Genomic DNA, 15583 nt, shown 5'->3' on the forward strand with positions numbered 1-15583 from the left:
ACGCTGAAATTACATGAGCATTGAAGTTTTCAACGAGTCCGGTCAGGGCGTCAATGAAGAGTCGCTTATCGACGTTGCCCGTTATGCGCTGGGCCGCCTGGACGTGCATCCGGCAGCCGAGCTGAGCATTCACATTGTCGACTTGAAGACAATCGAAGACCTCCATGTGCGCTGGCTGGACCTGCCGGGGCCGACGGATGTGATGAGCTTCCCGATGGATGAGCTCACTCCCGGCTCTGGTCGCCCCGATGCTGCCAGCCCAGGACCTGCCATGCTTGGCGACATCGTGTTGTGCCCCGAGTTCGCTGCGGGCCAGGCTGAGCGCGCAGGCCACCCTCTGAGCCACGAGCTGGTGCTGCTCACCGTGCATGGTGTGCTGCACCTGTTGGGCTATGACCACGTCACTGCTGAGGAAGAGCGCCAGATGTTCTCCCTGCAGAATGGTCTGTTGGCGGACTGGTACGACGACATCGATCGTCGTGGTGTCAGTTTTTCCGAAAAACCGATTAACCCCAATGCGTTCCCGGAACGTTCTAACGAGCGATGATCACTTTGATAATTGTCGCCGTTGTGGCGATGATCTGCGCTGGCGGACTTAACACAGTCGAAACTGCGGTCGCAGGCATTTCCCGTGCACGCGTGGCTGAGCTGCAGCGTGACGAGGTCGCGGGTGCTAATGCGCTTCTCAAGGTCGTAGAAAATCGCGCTCGGCACGTCAATGTGCTGGTGATTTTGCGGACGCTGTGCGAGTCAATCGGTGCAGTGACGCTGGCGGCGGTCTGTCTCAAGCTTTTCGAGCCGGAACGCTGGGCCATTGTGGCTGCAGTGGTGTTGTTGGCTCTGTTCACCTTCCTGGTCCTCGGGGTGTTTTCCCGCACGATGGGTCGGAAGAATCCGTACTCGATTTCCCTCGCCACCGCGGTCGTTCTGAGTTTTATGGCCAAGGTGTTGGGGCCACTGGAAAAGTTGCTGATTTGGTTCGGCAACATCATCACCCCTGGTGGTGGCTTCCGCGATGGCCCGTTCGCCACTGAAGTCGAGTTGCGCGAGATGGTCGATATCGCCCAGGAGCGCGGCATTGTGGAGCACGATGAGCGCCGCATGATTCAGTCTGTGTTCGATCTCGCGGAAACGTCGGCACGCGTTGTTATGGTTCCGCGCCCAGAGATGGTGTGGATTGAGGCGGATAAGCACTGTGGTCAGGCAGTGGCCCTATGCGTGAAGTCGGGTCACTCGCGACTGCCGGTGATTGGCGAGAGCGTTGAGGACATCGTCGGCGTCATTTACTTGAAGGACATTGTCCAGCAGACGTACTCGCGTACTGATGGTGGCCGCGGTGTTCGCGTCTCCGAAGTCATGCGCGACTGCGTTTTTGTTCCCGACTCCAAGCCACTGGATGATCTGCTCGATGAAATGCAGCGCACCCGCAATCACATCGCCATTCTCATCGACGAATACGGATCGGTCGCCGGTCTTATCTCTATTGAGGACATCCTCGAGGAGATTGTCGGTGAGATTGCCGACGAATACGACGAGGCCGAGCAGGCCCCCATCGAACCACTGGGGGATGCCTCCTACCGCGTGCAGGCGCGCCTCAGCTTGGGCGAGCTCATAGAGCTTTACGACGAAGCCCACGGGCGCCAACTCGTCTTCGATGACGAGGTCACCGATGAGGTGGATACGGTCTCCGGTCTGTTGGCATATGAGCTTGGACGTGTGCCACTGCCCGGTTCGTACGTAGAATATGCAGGACTGAAGTTTACCGCCGAGGGCTCGCGTGACCGTCGTGGTCGTATGCGGGTACGCACTGTGGTGGTGGAGCCGACTGCGGAGTTTTACTCCGAGGAAGAAGATACTGATGGGCAATCTTGATGACATGCTGGCCAATGCTGGACTTGGCGGAGATGCTGATGATTACAGTGCGCCGGAGGGCTTTCGCTCTGGGTTCGTTTCCATTGTGGGGCGTCCGAATACCGGTAAGTCCACGCTGACCAATTCCCTGGTGGGCGAGAAGATCGCTATTACCGCTAACCAGCCGGAAACCACGCGTCATCCAGTCCGAGGTGTAGTCCACCGCGAGAACTGTCAGATCGTTGTCGTGGATACGCCAGGTCTGCACAAGCCACGCACGCTGCTCGGTGAGCGCCTGAATGACATGGTTCAGGAGACTTACTCCGATGTGGACTTGGTCGCGATGGTCGTGCCTGCCGACGAGAAAATTGGCCCCGGTGACCGCTGGATTTACGAGAACGTCTCCAAAGGTTGCAAGAACATCATGGGCATTGTGTCCAAGGTGGATAAGGTCTCGCGCGACACCATTATTGAGCGCCTTATCGAGCTGCAGGAGTTGCTCGGTCCGGATGCCGAGCTGGTGCCACTGTCGTCGAAGTCCGGCGAGAACATCAACACGCTGATTGATGTCATGGCTTCCCAGTTGCCGGAGGGACCGCGCTTGTACCCGAAGGGGCACATCACCGATGAGGATCTGCACACCCGGATGGCAGAGCTCATCCGCGAGGCGGCCCTCGGCGGTCTGCGCGATGAGTTGCCGCATTCCGTGGCAGTCCAGATCGATGAGGTGCTGCCAAACCAGGATCGCGAAGGCGTCCTGGATGTCCACGCCGTTATCTATGTCGAGCGTTCGGGGCAGAAGTCCATCCTCATGGGGCGCGACGGTCGACGCATGGGCACCACCATTCACAAAGCTCGTAAGGAACTCATTGCGCTGCTCGGTCAGAATGTTTACCTTGACCTGCGCGTGAAGGTGCTGAAGGACTGGCAGTCGGACCCGAAGCAGCTGGGCAAGTTGGGATTCTAAAAAGTTGGTCGAGCCGTATCGCGACCGTGCGCTGGTCGTACGCCGCTACGACCTCGGCGAAGCCGACCGCATCATCGTCCTTTTCACCCGCGACCACGGCCTAGTCCGCGGTGTCGCCAAAGGCGTGCGCCGCGCGAAGAGCCGCTTCGGCTCCCGCCTCTCACCATTCGTCGACGTGGATGTCAACATCTACCCACGCCGAGGACTGTCCACTATCGCAGGCGCAGATACCGTGCGCACGTGGGCAGCACCGCTTGTCGACGACTATGCGCGCTACACCTGTGCGTGTGCAGTCCTGGACGTCGCCGAACGCATTGTCGGCGAGGAGCAAGTGCCGGCTCCCGAATTGTGGGATCTCACCACCCAATCGCTCGACGACGTTGCGGCCGGTCGCCATCGCCCCGATTTGTTGCTGACCTCCTACATCCTGCGAGCAATGGCGCAGGCAGGTTGGCAGCCAAGCCTCTTTGAATGCGCAGGCTGCGGCAAAGCCGGCCCTCACCACGCGTTTTCTCCCGCACTGGGCGGAGCAGTGTGCACCAACTGCAGGCCACCGGGTGCAGATACTCCGCCGACCGAGGTTCTGCATCTGATGTGGCAGCTTGCTCATGAGCAATGGGCGGGCATCGATACGTCGTCAAGCGAATTCGAGGGACGAATGGCGACGGCGCGTACCCTAACGGCGAAGTACCTGCAGTACTACCTGGGCCGCCGGGTGCCGGCGCTGGAACATGTGGATGCTTTTTGGCAGTAAACGTCAGCGGTGGGGCACAATAGGAAGCGTGTTGAATCCTCCTGTACCGCAGCAATTCGTGCCCAATCACATCGCGCTCGTGATGGACGGCAATGGTAGATGGGCCGAACAGCGTGGGCTCAAACGCACCGAGGGGCACAAGCGTGGTGAGGCCGTGCTGATGGAGTGCGTCGATGCTTGTTTGGAGATGGGCGTCAAGCACCTGTCGGCTTACGCATTTTCCACTGAGAATTGGCGTCGTTCGGTCGATGAGGTCCGATTCCTCATGGGCTTTAATCGCGATGTGCTGCGTCGACGTCGTGATGAGCTGGATTCGAAGAACGTTCGCGTGCGTTGGGCAGGGCGTCGTCCGCGACTGTGGCGCTCGGTGATTAAGGAACTTGAGATTGCCGAGGAACAGACGAAGGACAATGACGCGCTAACTCTGTATATGTGCGTCAACTACGGTGGTCGCGCTGAAATTGTTGATGCTGCTAGAGAGATTGCTCGTCAGGCAGCAGCGGGGGAGCTCAGCGAATATGACTTGACCGAGAAGTCTTTCGCACAGTTCCTGGATGAGCCGACTATGCCGGATGTTGATCTGTTCTTGCGTCCGTCGGGCGAGCAGCGCACGTCCAACTTCTTGATCTGGCAGTCCGCCTATGCGGAGATGGTCTATCAAGACAAGCTTTTCCCGGATTTCGGTCGGGATGACATGCGCGCCGCAGTGGTGGAGTACGCAAAGCGCGACCGTAGGTTCGGCAAGGCCTAGAGCCGATATTTTTTTAGGGGGGGGGGGGGGAGCCCGGGCTACTTCTTCTGGCAGTCCCTGCACAGGCCGAAGACCTCAGCAGTGTGCCCGGTCAGATTAAAACCGTGCTCCTCCGCAAGGCTGTGCGCCCACTGCTCGACAGGGCCGCCGGCGACTTCAACGGTGCTGCCGCAATCGGTGCAGACCAGGTGATGATGGTGGTGGTCACCGCACAGCCGGTACAGAGCCTCTCCGGAGGCATTGTGCAGAACATCGACAATGTCCATTTCTGCAAGGGACTGGAGCGTCCGATAGACCGTCGTCAAGCCGACCTTGTCCCCACGTTCCGTCAGCGACTTATGAATGTCAGCAGCGGAGCGAAAATTAGGGGCCTCACTCATAATCGACACGACGGCGCAGCGTTGGCGAGTACTGCGCTGGCCGATGCGGGTTGCGGCCGGCCGCGCGGAGGCTTGTGTTCCGGTGCTAGCGGGGGAGCCCGTACCACGTGGGTTTTCGCCAGAACTAACTTCGTGCATATCTTCGCCAGCCATGTAACCGACACTACCCGGTATCGGTTGGACAAGATGCGCTAGAGTATAGGGGAACTTTTAACTGGCCTGTTGGGGTCAGTACATTTTGCTTTTCATTATGTCGTTCGCCGCACGGAACGGGCTGAATTGTGTGCCCGGAAAAGGCGTGTGGTGTGCGATGCGAAGCCATTTATAAGGAGTGGTCTAGACCGTGGCACCTAAGTCAGTTGTCGATACCGTCGCCAACCTGTGTAAGCGCAGGGGGTTCGTTTACCCGTGTGGTGAAATTTACGGCGGTACCCGCTCGGCATGGGATTACGGTCCCCTGGGTGTGGAGCTGAAGGAAAACATCAAGCGCCAGTGGTGGAAGACCTTCGTCACCGGTCGTAAGGATGTCGTCGGCCTGGATTCCTCCATTATCCTGCCGCGCCAGGTCTGGGAAGCTTCCGGCCACGTCGCTACCTTCACCGACCCGCTGGTGGAGTCCCTGCACACCCACAAGCGCTACCGCGCTGACCACCTGCTGGAGGCCTACGAGGCCAAGCACGGTCACCCGCCGGCCAATGGTCTGGCAGATGTTCCGGACCCGGAGACCGGTCAGCCGGGCAACTGGACCGAGCCGCAGATGTTCTCCGGTCTGATGAAGACCTTCCTCGGCCCGGTCGACAATGAGCAGGGCCTGCACTACATGCGCCCGGAGACCGCTCAGGGTATCTTCGTCAACTTCAAGAACGTTATGACCACGGCTCGTATGAAGCCACCGTTCGGTATCGGCCAGACCGGTAAGGCATTCCGTAACGAGATCACCCCGGGCAACTTCATCTTCCGTACCCGCGAGTTCGAGCAGATGGAGATCGAGTACTTCGTCGCACCGAACGAGGCGGAAGAGAAGTTCGATGAGTGGGTCGACGCCTGCTGGAACTGGTTCATTGACCTGGGCGTTAACCCGGAGAACATGCGTCAGTTCGACGTTCCGAAGGACGAGCGCGCTCACTACTCTGCACGCACAATCGACTTCGAGTACCGTTTCCACTTCCAGGGCAACGAGTGGGGCGAGCTGATGGGTGTCGCCAACCGTACGGACTACGACCTCGGCTGCCACATCGAGCACTCCAAGGAAGACCTGCGTTACCACGACCAGGTCACCGGCGAAAAGTACGTTCCGTACGTCATTGAGCCGTCCTTCGGTCTGACCCGCGCCCTGATGGCCTTCCTGTGCGATGCCTACACCGAGGAAGAGGTGCCGAACGCAAAGGGCGGCACCGACACCCGTACTGTGCTGAAGCTGGACCCGCGTCTGTCGCCGGTTAAGGTTGCTGTTTTGCCGCTGTCGAAGAAGGACACCCTGACTCCGACTGCTGAGGCTGTCGCCGACAAGCTGCGCCAGTACTGGGCCGTCGATTACGACACCTCCGGTGCTATCGGCCGTCGTTACCGTCGCCAGGATGAGATCGGTACTCCGTTCTGTGTCACCGTTGACTTCGATACTCTCGAGGACAACGCTGTGACCGTCCGTGACCGCGACACCATGGAGCAGGAGCGCGTCAAGATTGACGAGCTGGAAGGCTACCTCGCAGCTCGCCTGGTGGGCTGCTAATGGCCGAAGAAGTTTTTTGGGAATCCTATAGTCTCGGCGACGGCTCTCGGGAAAAATCCGAGCAAACCTGGCCGATTCTGAAGGAAAGCACCGAAGTCGGCACGTACATCCGTGATGAGCAGGGCGATCGCCTCAACACCCCGGAAGGGGAGTGGGTCATTGATGCCTCTGCTAATCACCGTGTTTCCGCCACGCTTCCCGACGGCCGCGTGTTCTCGACCGTTGCTGCTGACCGTGACAAGATTTCGCGAGCCAAGCAGCTTTCAGTGACCTTTGGGCCGGAACGTCCTGAAGGCAAGCTGGTGTGCGAGGGATCGACGAACTACGTCATCGAGAATGCGAAGACCGGCGAGAAGTGGGGCCAGTTTACCGGTGCGTCCCGTGGCGTGCGCCACGCAGAGGTGCAGTTCGACACCGATGAGGGCCGTGCGCTGCCGGAAGAGGAGAAGATCTTCCTGGTCTACAGTGCTCGTCGAGTGCTGGAGTCCCGCATGGTTTCCTCTACCTGGATTCTCACTGTCTGCTTGCTCTTGCTGATTGCCTATATGATTTGGGTGTGGATCGTGTAGCAACTATTGCAGACGGCGTCGTTTACGACGAGAACAAAAAGACCCTGTCCGACGGCTGGAGCTGTCAGGACGGGGTCTTTAGTGCTTTCTGGATCACCTCGCCACAAGGGCGTGGCTGGCAGGTGAAAGCCCGCTTTTTTAGCACGAACGCGCTAGTGATGACGAATCCAGATGAGGGGGATTCTTTCGTCCTAAACAGAGAAGGACGGGGAATTCGCACGGTCTTCGACATCGAACGGCCAGGCTATGAGCTCGCCCGAATCGTCAGAGAGGACAGCCTAGGCCGAGGGGTATTTGGTGTCTATGCCCAGAAAGGAGACTTCCGGGGGAGTTTCGAAGACTGGCTGATTGCCGCCGCTCTGGCGACGTGGTCTGTGGATGGACCACGCCAGATGCGAATTTAGGCGGGAATCTAGAAGCCCATTGTGCTGCCGGAGCCGCCTGGTCGGCTCGAACCTCCGCCGAAACCGCCGAATCCGCCGATACTGCCACCAAAGCCGCTGTTGTTGCTGAGCATGCTGCCTAGCACCATGCCGGCGACCATCGAACCGTTGCTGCCGCCACCGCGGCGCTGATCCTGGTAGCGGCGGATGTCACGGCGGGCCAAGTCAGCGGCCTCAGCCGCGAGCTTGCGCGCACGACGTGCGTAGGCCAAAGCCTTTCGCGGATCGTCGTTGGCCAAGCCCTGAGCAGAGCCGTAAGCACGCTGCGCCTCCGCGAGGCGAGTGCGAGCCTCAGCACCAACCACACGGCGGCGGGTAGCAATTAAGTCAGCCGCGGCGCGAATGTGATTGTCGGCATCCTGCATGCTGTGCTGCAAAGTAGCGGTAGCGCGGGCGAACGATGCGGCCTTGTCTCGAGCGGAGTCGAGGGCTTCGTCGAGCAGCTCATCGGCATCGGTCAGTGCGGTCCAGGAACTCAGTGGATCCACTTCGGACTTATTGGCTGCCACGCCGAGTGCTTCACGGCCTGCTTCGATGGCCGCATTGAGACGCTCGCGGTTGATGTTGGCGCCTTGCGGTGCCGACATCAGGTGCGAGGCCTCATCGATTTCACCGCGGACCTCGGCGATAAGGGAAGCCAGCCCCGCGACTGCAGCGTGAATATCGCTATCGGCGTGTTCAATGGCCTCCAGAAGACTCTCTGCCTGTGTGAGCGCAAAGTCGGTGGCCGACAGTGCATCAATCAGACCACCTTGCTCACCGGCGGGTAGGTCCGCGATGCGGCGGGCCTCAGACATTGACTGGTCAGCCTGATTCAGGTGCTCCGTGGCCATATCAATATTGTCGGTCACAGAGCTGAGCATCTGCTCTTCGTAACGTGCGCGCAGACCATCGAGAATTTCGCCGGCACGCGGCATACGTGAACGCAGCTCGACACTTCGCTGAGTGAGCTTCGAAATCGTCGCTTCAGCATTCATCAACTCCTGGCGGAGTTTCTGGAAGTTTGCGGCCTCGCCGTCGAGCTGGTCATCCGCAACACCACAGGTGGAGATAATCTCCAGTAGGACACTGCGGCGCTCGATTTCGTCGGACACGGAGCCGTCGTCAAGCTGTTGGCGAAGTGCAAACGCACGCTCGAGCGTGGACTGAGAGTGCTTCAGTGCGTTGTCGAAGCTGCGGATGCGTTCGGTGCCGAACTCAGCGCGGGCGAGGTCGAGCTCGGTGCGGGCTTTGCGAATGGACTCATCGGTACTGACAATCTCATCGTGCGCAAGAACATCGAGCGAGCTGGTGCTCAGCGAGTCCAGCGAAGAGACATCCTTGGGGTCGATGTTGCGGCCACGAGCGATCTCCTCCTCATCGCGCTTCTTCTTATTGCGGCGGCCCACGGCCCAGGTGGCGCCACCGACAACGGCGGCACCACCGAGGCCGGCGCCGAGTGCCCACCCACCGGCGGAGCCGCTGCCACCGCCTGCCTCGGCGATGGCAGCTTCACCCGCAGCTGCCCAGTTGTCATCCTCTAACAACTGCCCTTGAGCTGCTCTGTTGATGGCCTCCGCGTTGCGGGGGAAGGAGTCTCCGACGAAAGCGCCGAGGTTTCGGTCTTCCACGGCGACGACCAGGACACCGCGGTTGTCGGCAGCTCCGAGGTGCTCCCAGGCCTGCTGCGCCCACTGTTCGCCCTGAATGCCGTCGAAGCTCTTGATGTAAAACACCGAGAACAGGAGTCGCTTCTCTGTCTTGAGCTGCTGAATCTGCTCCTTCAGACGAGCTTCATCGCCGCCGCTCAGCACACCTGCGAGATCAGCCACCTCGCCCGACACATCCGCCGGTGCCTCGGCGTGCGCCAGGGATGCTGACGGCGCGAGTGCCAGCAGCGAAGCAGGTGCGTGAACCGGTGGCTGTGCCGGTAGTGCGGCAGTAATTAGCGGCATGCTCAGGCCGAGAAAAGCACCCGATGCGGCAAGGTAAAGGGGGCGAAACACGCGATTCCTGTCAGACATATCTACAAGGATACGTAACAATAATTACGTGGCCGGTAAATTTTCGTATTCATCTTTTGAACTCGCTCGTATTGTCGAGGAGTCTCCGAAGCAGTCATTGCTGCCCGGGGTGCAGTCCTTGGAAACCCACCGGGCGGCGTTTGCACGAGATCGCGCCCGCGTCCTGCACTCCGCAGCGCTGCGCAGGCTGGCTGACAAAACCCAGGTTGTGGGGCCAGGGGAGGGCGATACTCCCCGCACACGCCTGACTCACTCGCTGGAGGTCGCGCAGATTTCCCGCGGAATCGCCAGCGAGTTGGGTGCAGATGAGGATCTCGCAGAGCTGGCCGGCCTGACCCATGACATCGGGCATCCGCCGTATGGCCACAACGGCGAGCGCGCCCTCAACGAGATTGCCGCTGGGTGCGGCGGGTTTGAGGGCAACGCGCAGACGCTGCGTATTCTCACTCGCCTCGAGCCGAAGGTGCTCGATGGTACAGGTGAGCCCTGCGGACTCAATCTCACTCGGGCGGCGCTCGATGCGGCTTGTAAGTACCCGTGGACGCCAATCGGTCCCGATGGTCAGCTCCGCCACAAGTACGGGGCCTACCAGGAAGATGCCGCAATTCTGCAGTGGATTCGCCAGGGCGTTCCGCACGGCAAGCAGTGTCTTGAGGCGCAGATCATGGACTGGTCTGACGATGTCGCCTATTCCGTCCACGATGTCGAGGATGGCATCGTCTCTGGCCGCGTTGACCTGGGTGTTCTGTGGGACACGGTGGAACTGGCCGCACTCGCTGACAAGGGCGCTGCCGCATTTGGTGGCGATCCAGCGGAGCTCGTCGAGGCTGCCGGGCGTCTTGCCAGCTTGCCGGTGGTATCAGCTGCGGCGTCCTATGATGGTTCGCTGCGCTCGCTGGTCGCGCTGAAACGGATGACCTCGGAGCTGGTCGGCCGTTTTGTCACTGCTTCCGTCGCGGGTACGCGTGCTGCCTCCGGGTCGACGCTTCCGCTCGGGCGTTACGACGCGGACCTCGCCGTGCCCAGCTCGATTCTGGCCGAGGTCACCATGCTGAAGACCATCGCCGTGCTGTATGTGATGGATCTTCCGCGTCATATTCGCCGTCAGGAGCGTGAGCGCGATCGCCTTTTCCGGGTGGCCGAGTATCTGCAGGAGGGTGCTCCGGGAACGCTTGATCCGATGTTCCAGTGGCTCTATTCCCGCGCGGAGAGTGACCAAGCGCGGCTGCGGGTGATTGTTGATCAGCTAGCGTCAATGACGGAGTCGCGTGTAGAGCGGCTTGATCGCCAGATTGCTGGTGTGGCCGCGGCGTGGGGATAGTTGTCTACTCCTCCGCGTCAGGAATTTCGCAGAAGCTCTCGTAGTGGTCGTCGGTGTAGTACCAGACATCCGGATCGTTTTCGGAACCGCCGCCGACAACGATGCGGCGTGCACCGCGGCTGGAATTGCCCGGGGTGGTCACGGTGTATTCGCGGTAGTAGTCACCGCGCTCCTTCGGCAGGCGTCCCTCGTAGTTGCCGAAGTGCTTGCCGTCGTGCTGCGAATAGATGTGGTCCTGGTCGGTCAGGATGCGGTCGATAACATCGTCGGCCTCCTGCGGCAGGGTATCTACTGCGCAGGTGGCACCCTTTGTGCCGGCCTTGTTGCTGCCCAAGTTGGGGCCAGGTTTAGGGCCTGGTTTCGCGCTGGAGGCAGTGGAATCCTGCGACCCCTGTGAGTTCTCGGATGCCGTAGAGTTCTGGTCTCCGCCATCGAGCCCGAAATAACTACCAGCCAGCACCAGGGCGGCAGCGCCTACACCGCTCGCAATCTTCTTCCACTCAGCCATGGCTAGTATCTTTCCATATCTGTCGCCGCCGGCACGTTTTTGGGTTGGGCGCGGGCGGCTCGTCGGCATGCGAAACCTCTACGGCGGAGTCGATTGGACGGTTTGGGTAAGGTTATTTTCATGGCTAGGGGAAGAATTCCGGACTCCGATATCGCGGCAATCCGCGAACGGACTCCGATTGAGGAAATCGTTGCAGAATACGTGAACCTCAAACCGGCTGGCGCGGATTCTCTGAAAGGGCTTTCGCCTTTTAAAGACGAGCGCACGCCGTCGTTCCACGTACGCCCCAATCATGGCTACTACCACTGCTTTTCCACCGGCAAGGGCGGTGATGTATTCAGCTTCCTCATGGAGATGGAACACCTGTCTTTCCCGGAGGCTGTCGAAGCCTGTGCGGAGAAAATTGGCTTCCACATTAACTATGAGGGCGGCGGCACGGGCCGTCGCGAGGAACCGGGAACTCGCCAGCGTCTCATCGCCGCAAACCGCGAGGCACAGAAGTTCTACCGCGAACAGTTCTCCACTCCAGCGGCAGCGCCCGCGCGCGAGTTTCTGGAAAACCGCGGCTTCACCGCCGAGCACGCGGCCCAGTTCGGCTGTGGCTACTCGCCGGCCGGCTGGGACACTCTAACCAAGCACCTGCAGCGCCTGGGCTTTAGCTTCGAGGAGTTGGACAAGGCGGGTCTTTCCAAGATGGGGCGCATGGGGCCGATCGATCGTTTTCACCGTCGTCTCATGTGGCCGATCCGCAATATGTCCGGCGATGTCATCGGTTTTGGTGCCCGCAAGCTTTTCGACGATGACAATCTGGGCAAGTACATGAACACGCCCGAGACCATGCTGTACAAGAAGTCCAAGGTCCTTTTCGGCTTGGATCTGGCAAAGAAGGACATTGCCACTGGTCATCAGGCTGTAATCGTGGAGGGCTACACTGACGTCATGGCCATGCACGCCTCAGGCGTGACCACGGCCGTCGCGTCCTGCGGTACCGCTTTCGGCGAGGAACACCTCCAGCTGCTGCGTCGTCTCATGCTCGACGACAACTTCTTCCGCGGCGAACTCATCTACACCTTCGACGGCGACGAGGCAGGGCAAAAGGCCGCCATGCGCGCCTTCGAGGGGGAGCAGAACTTCACCGGCCAGTCCTACGTCGCGGTCGCGCCGGACGGCATGGATCCGTGTGATCTGCGCCAGAAGAAGGGCGAGGCCGCAGTCCGCGATCTCGTTGCTTCACGACGGCCATTGATCGAATTTGTCCTCCGCACACTTCTGGCCGACTATGACCTGACCACCGCTAATGGCAGGGTCTCCGGGCTGCGCCGAGTGGTGCCTGTCCTGGCCCAGCTCAAGGACGCGGCGTTGCGCGATGAGTATGCCCGCGAAGTTGCCGGCTGGATTGGCTGGAATGATGAAGCCGAGCTGGTGCAGCGCGTCCGCGAGGAGGCCAGTCGGCCACAGAATGAAAAGCGCACTCCCTACCAGCGTCGCCAAGAAGAGGCCCGTGCCCGCGAAGAGGCAGAGGAAGCGCGGCGCCGGCGCAACCCGGCACTGCCGTATCCAAACCCGCGGGACCCTGTGCTCTATGCGCAGCGTGAGGCTCTCAAGTTGGCAATTCAAGAGCCCGCCACCACCGGCCCGGTATTCGATGCGCTCGCACCCGAGACCTTTGGGCATCCGACCTACCGGGCGGTATTCGATGCCATCATGGCTGCAGGTGGTGCCTGCGGGGAAGCGGCCACACAGCCACATAGTTGGGCGACCGCAATTATGGATCAGGCGCGGGAGGACGTCGTCAAGCATCTCGTGACTGAGCTGGGCGTGGAGCAAATCGCCGTCGATGCAGAGACGCTGCGCCCGTATGCGCAGGCGATTCTGGCGCGGTTGCAGGAGGTGTGGGTCGGTGACCAAATTGCACAGCTGAAGGCGATGCTCTCACGAATGCGCCCCTCAGACGACGAAACCGCCTACAACTCGCTGTTCGCGGACCTGCTCGCGATGGAGCAGTACCGCCGCGAACTGCAAGCAGAGGCGGTCAAGGTCGTGTTTGAGTAGCTAGTGGCTAGCGACTAGTAGCCGCGGCGAATCCACTCTTCCAAGTGCGGAGCCTCGCGGCCAATCGTCGTGTGGTCGCCATGACCCGTGCGGACAGTCGTTTCCGCAGGCAGAGTCAGCAGATTGTCGCGGATGGAGTTAATAATCGTGTCGAAATCCGAGTAGGACCGACCGGTCGCCCCCGGACCGCCGGAAAACAGCGTGTCACCAGAGAACAGCTCCGCGGCCTCCGGTACGTACAGACAGCACGAGCCAGGGGAGTGGCCCGGAGTGTTAATAATGACAACCTCCGTGCCTGCAATCTCCAGGCGCTGACCGTGCGCGAGGTCCTCGTGTGCCAGGTCCGGCCAGGACTGCTCCCACAGCATCTGGTCGCCCGGGTGGACGAGCAGGGGAGCGTCGAGCTTCTCCTGCAGTTCAGGGGCCACAGTGATGTGGTCGTTGTGCGCGTGGGTGCATACAATCGCCTTTACCTTGCGGCCATCCACCGCGTCAATAATCGGCTGCGCCTCATGCGCCGCATCGATGACAATGACCTCACGGTCATCGCCGAGCACCCATACGTTGTTGTCTACGTCCCACGTGCCACCATCGAGCGAGAACGTGCCCGACGTGAGAACGTGGTCGACCCTCAAACCCTTGTTCACAGCGTCACCACCGATCGCAGTACCTTACCGGCCTTCATGGTTTCGAAGGCCTCGTCAACATCCTCAATGCCAATGCGCTCCGTCACGAAGCCCTCTAATGGCAGGCGGTTCTGCAACGACAGATCCACCAGCATCGGGAAGTCGCGCTCTGGTAGGCAGTCGCCGTACCAGGACGACTTCAACGCACCACCGCGGCTAAACACATCCGCCAGCGGGATGTCCAGCTCCATTGTCGGCGCCGGAACACCGACCAGAACAACGCGTCCAGCCAGGTCACGGGCGTAGAACGCCTGCTTGTAGGTTTCCGGACGGCCGACCGCATCAATCACGACATCAGCACCGAAACCGTCGGTCAGCTCACGCACTCGCTTAACGACGGAATCCTCTTCCCCGGTGCCCTTATCGCTCTTAGCCAGCTCCGCAGAGTTAATGGTCTCGGTCGCGCCGAATTCGCGGGCGGTATCCAGCTTCTCGTCCGAGATGTCGATGGCAATAATCTTGCTAGCGCCGGCCAGCTTGGCACCGGCGATAGCGGCCGTACCAACGCCACCGCAGCCGATGACGGCTACCGATTCACCGCGCTTAACCTCGCCGGTGTTAATAGCCGCACCGATGCCGGCCATGACACCGCAGCCCAGCAGGCCCGCAACGGCCGGATCGGCTGCCGAATCGACCTTGGTGCACTGGCCCTCGTGGACGAGGGTGGCATCCGCAAAAGCGCCGATTCCAAGTGCCGGGGTGAGGACGGTGCCGTCGGCAAGCGTCATGGGCTTGGAGGCGTTGAAAGTGCTAAAGCAGTACTGTGGCTCACCGCGCTTGCAGGCGCGGCACTCGCCACAGACGGCGCGCCAATTGAGGACAACGAAATCGCCGACGGCAACATGCGTGACCTCTTCGCCAATCTCGGAGACCACGCCTGCGGCCTCGTGGCCGAGGAAGAACGGGTACTCGTCGGTGATATCGCCGTCGCGGTAAGCCAGGTCTGTATGGCAGACGCCGCAGGCCTGGATGTCGACAATGACATCGTTCGGGCCCGGGGACGGGATGTGGATATCAGTAAGTTCTACAGGTGCGCCTTTTTCGCGGGCGATAACGCCGCGCACAACGCGTGCGGTTTGCTCGGTGTTTTCGGTTCCGTTGGTTTGTTCAGACATAAGCCCCATCGTATGAGCGCGGTATGAAAAGTGCATGATGGAAAGCATTTTCAGTACTGGTAGGAGCTTTGTGGGCGCTGTGTGAGGTTGCGTGGATTGTGTGGATTGCGTGGCTCTGAGAACTCACAACGGTGTCATGACGTGTGGGAAAAGAAGGTATAAATTGACCTTTGACCTGGTGATTTGTGAGTTTCAAGGGGTCTGGGTAAAGTATCTATCCGTCGCAAGGAACGGCATGGCCGAAGTTCGGTTTAGCCGGTTCTGTGCGGTGGATATTCCTCCATAGCTCAATGGCAGAGCATTCGACTGTTAATCGAAGGGTTGCTGGTTCGAGTCCAGCTGGAGGAGCAATTAAGCCAGGTCAGAGAGTTTTTCTCTGGCCTGGTTTTCGTTTAAGAAGACGAAGAAGAGGGTTAAACGAGGGTTAAGTAAAGAAAAGTGTGTCTTTTCCGGG

Annotated in this window: 15 protein-coding genes and 1 tRNA gene; 11 read left to right on the forward strand and 5 right to left on the reverse strand. The window is 60.2% G+C overall.

Translation table 11 applies throughout. From position 1 onward, the window contains the following. The first annotated feature begins 13 nt into the window (after positions 1 to 13). The 5 genes from ybeY to HMPREF2681_RS03845 are packed head-to-tail and all read left to right on the forward strand — an operon-like array spanning position 14 to position 4323. The gene (gene ybeY / locus HMPREF2681_RS03825; protein ID WP_005511056.1) at positions 14 to 547 is read left to right on the forward strand and encodes an rRNA maturation RNase YbeY; all 534 of its coding nucleotides are present in this window, start codon (positions 14 to 16) and stop codon (positions 545 to 547) included. Continuing rightward, complete coding sequence (locus HMPREF2681_RS03830) at positions 544 to 1872, forward strand: hemolysin family protein (RefSeq protein WP_016423115.1); 1329 nt, start codon at positions 544 to 546, stop codon at positions 1870 to 1872. The genes ybeY and HMPREF2681_RS03830 overlap by 4 nt, the downstream gene beginning before the upstream one ends. 4 nt (positions 1873 to 1876) lie before the next feature. Continuing rightward, on the forward strand, positions 1877 to 2818 hold the full coding sequence (era, locus tag HMPREF2681_RS03835; protein ID WP_042389423.1) for a GTPase Era: 942 nt from the start codon (positions 1877 to 1879) through the stop codon (positions 2816 to 2818). A 4-nt stretch (positions 2819 to 2822) separates the two neighbouring features. Then, positions 2823 to 3572 (forward strand): DNA repair protein RecO, encoded by a 750-nt coding sequence (gene recO, locus HMPREF2681_RS03840; RefSeq protein ID WP_016423113.1) that lies wholly within the window; start codon positions 2823 to 2825, stop codon positions 3570 to 3572. Next, complete coding sequence (locus HMPREF2681_RS03845; RefSeq protein ID WP_049170724.1) at positions 3556 to 4323, forward strand: isoprenyl transferase; 768 nt, start codon at positions 3556 to 3558, stop codon at positions 4321 to 4323. Before recO ends, HMPREF2681_RS03845 begins: the two co-directional genes overlap by 17 nt. A gap of 38 nt (positions 4324 to 4361) precedes the next feature. On the opposite strand, the gene HMPREF2681_RS03850 is transcribed toward HMPREF2681_RS03845, so the two are convergent. Further along, positions 4362 to 4856 carry a Fur family transcriptional regulator gene (locus tag HMPREF2681_RS03850; RefSeq protein ID WP_070546112.1) on the reverse strand — a complete coding sequence of 165 codons (495 nt, stop codon included), beginning with the start codon at positions 4854 to 4856 and terminating at the stop codon, positions 4362 to 4364. 190 nt (positions 4857 to 5046) lie between these two features. On the opposite strand from HMPREF2681_RS03850, the gene HMPREF2681_RS03855 reads away from it, so the two are divergent. Genes HMPREF2681_RS03855 through HMPREF2681_RS03865 form a run of 3 tightly spaced genes read left to right on the forward strand, consistent with a single transcriptional unit; the run spans position 5047 to position 7405 of the window. Continuing rightward, positions 5047 to 6432 carry a glycine--tRNA ligase gene (locus HMPREF2681_RS03855; protein ID WP_049189626.1) on the forward strand — a complete coding sequence of 462 codons (1386 nt, stop codon included), beginning with the start codon at positions 5047 to 5049 and terminating at the stop codon, positions 6430 to 6432. Further along, positions 6432 to 7001 carry a hypothetical protein gene (locus HMPREF2681_RS03860; protein WP_049170730.1) on the forward strand — a complete coding sequence of 190 codons (570 nt, stop codon included), beginning with the start codon at positions 6432 to 6434 and terminating at the stop codon, positions 6999 to 7001. The genes HMPREF2681_RS03855 and HMPREF2681_RS03860 overlap by 1 nt, the downstream gene beginning before the upstream one ends. Next, entirely contained in the window at positions 6989 to 7405 is a 417-nt protein-coding gene (locus HMPREF2681_RS03865) for a hypothetical protein (protein ID WP_049192874.1), read from the forward strand. Before HMPREF2681_RS03860 ends, HMPREF2681_RS03865 begins: the two co-directional genes overlap by 13 nt. An 8-nt stretch (positions 7406 to 7413) precedes the next feature. Here HMPREF2681_RS03865 and HMPREF2681_RS03870 read toward each other — a convergent pair whose 3' ends face one another. Continuing rightward, positions 7414 to 9447 (reverse strand): TPM domain-containing protein, encoded by a 2034-nt coding sequence (locus HMPREF2681_RS03870; RefSeq protein ID WP_222865373.1) that lies wholly within the window; start codon positions 9445 to 9447, stop codon positions 7414 to 7416. 28 nt (positions 9448 to 9475) lie between these two features. On the opposite strand from HMPREF2681_RS03870, the gene HMPREF2681_RS03875 reads away from it, so the two are divergent. After that, positions 9476 to 10768, forward strand: a complete 1293-nt coding sequence (locus HMPREF2681_RS03875; RefSeq protein WP_048732682.1) for a deoxyguanosinetriphosphate triphosphohydrolase — start codon at positions 9476 to 9478, stop codon at positions 10766 to 10768. A 4-nt stretch (positions 10769 to 10772) separates the two neighbouring features. Here HMPREF2681_RS03875 and HMPREF2681_RS03880 read toward each other — a convergent pair whose 3' ends face one another. Then, positions 10773 to 11276 (reverse strand): guanyl-specific ribonuclease, encoded by a 504-nt coding sequence (locus HMPREF2681_RS03880; RefSeq protein WP_070438686.1) that lies wholly within the window; start codon positions 11274 to 11276, stop codon positions 10773 to 10775. A 120-nt stretch (positions 11277 to 11396) separates the two neighbouring features. Between HMPREF2681_RS03880 and dnaG the strand changes: the two genes are divergently transcribed. Further along, the gene (gene dnaG / locus HMPREF2681_RS03885) at positions 11397 to 13328 is read left to right on the forward strand and encodes a DNA primase (RefSeq protein WP_080971472.1); all 1932 of its coding nucleotides are present in this window, start codon (positions 11397 to 11399) and stop codon (positions 13326 to 13328) included. Between the two features lie 14 nt (positions 13329 to 13342). Here the strand turns inward: dnaG and HMPREF2681_RS03890 are convergent, their stop codons facing one another. Continuing rightward, positions 13343 to 13975, reverse strand: coding sequence for an MBL fold metallo-hydrolase (locus HMPREF2681_RS03890; RefSeq protein WP_049170745.1), 633 nt, complete (start codon positions 13973 to 13975; stop codon positions 13343 to 13345). Continuing rightward, positions 13972 to 15129 (reverse strand): S-(hydroxymethyl)mycothiol dehydrogenase, encoded by a 1158-nt coding sequence (locus HMPREF2681_RS03895; protein ID WP_069359307.1) that lies wholly within the window; start codon positions 15127 to 15129, stop codon positions 13972 to 13974. The genes HMPREF2681_RS03890 and HMPREF2681_RS03895 overlap by 4 nt, the downstream gene beginning before the upstream one ends. 276 nt (positions 15130 to 15405) lie before the next feature. Between HMPREF2681_RS03895 and HMPREF2681_RS03900 the strand changes: the two genes are divergently transcribed. Beyond that, positions 15406 to 15477 (forward strand) — tRNA-Asn (locus HMPREF2681_RS03900). Positions 15478 to 15583: the final 106 nt, after the last annotated feature.

The organism is Corynebacterium sp. HMSC064H12 (assembly GCF_001809925.1).
Classification (GTDB): domain Bacteria; phylum Actinomycetota; class Actinomycetes; order Mycobacteriales; family Mycobacteriaceae; genus Corynebacterium; species Corynebacterium jeikeium_D.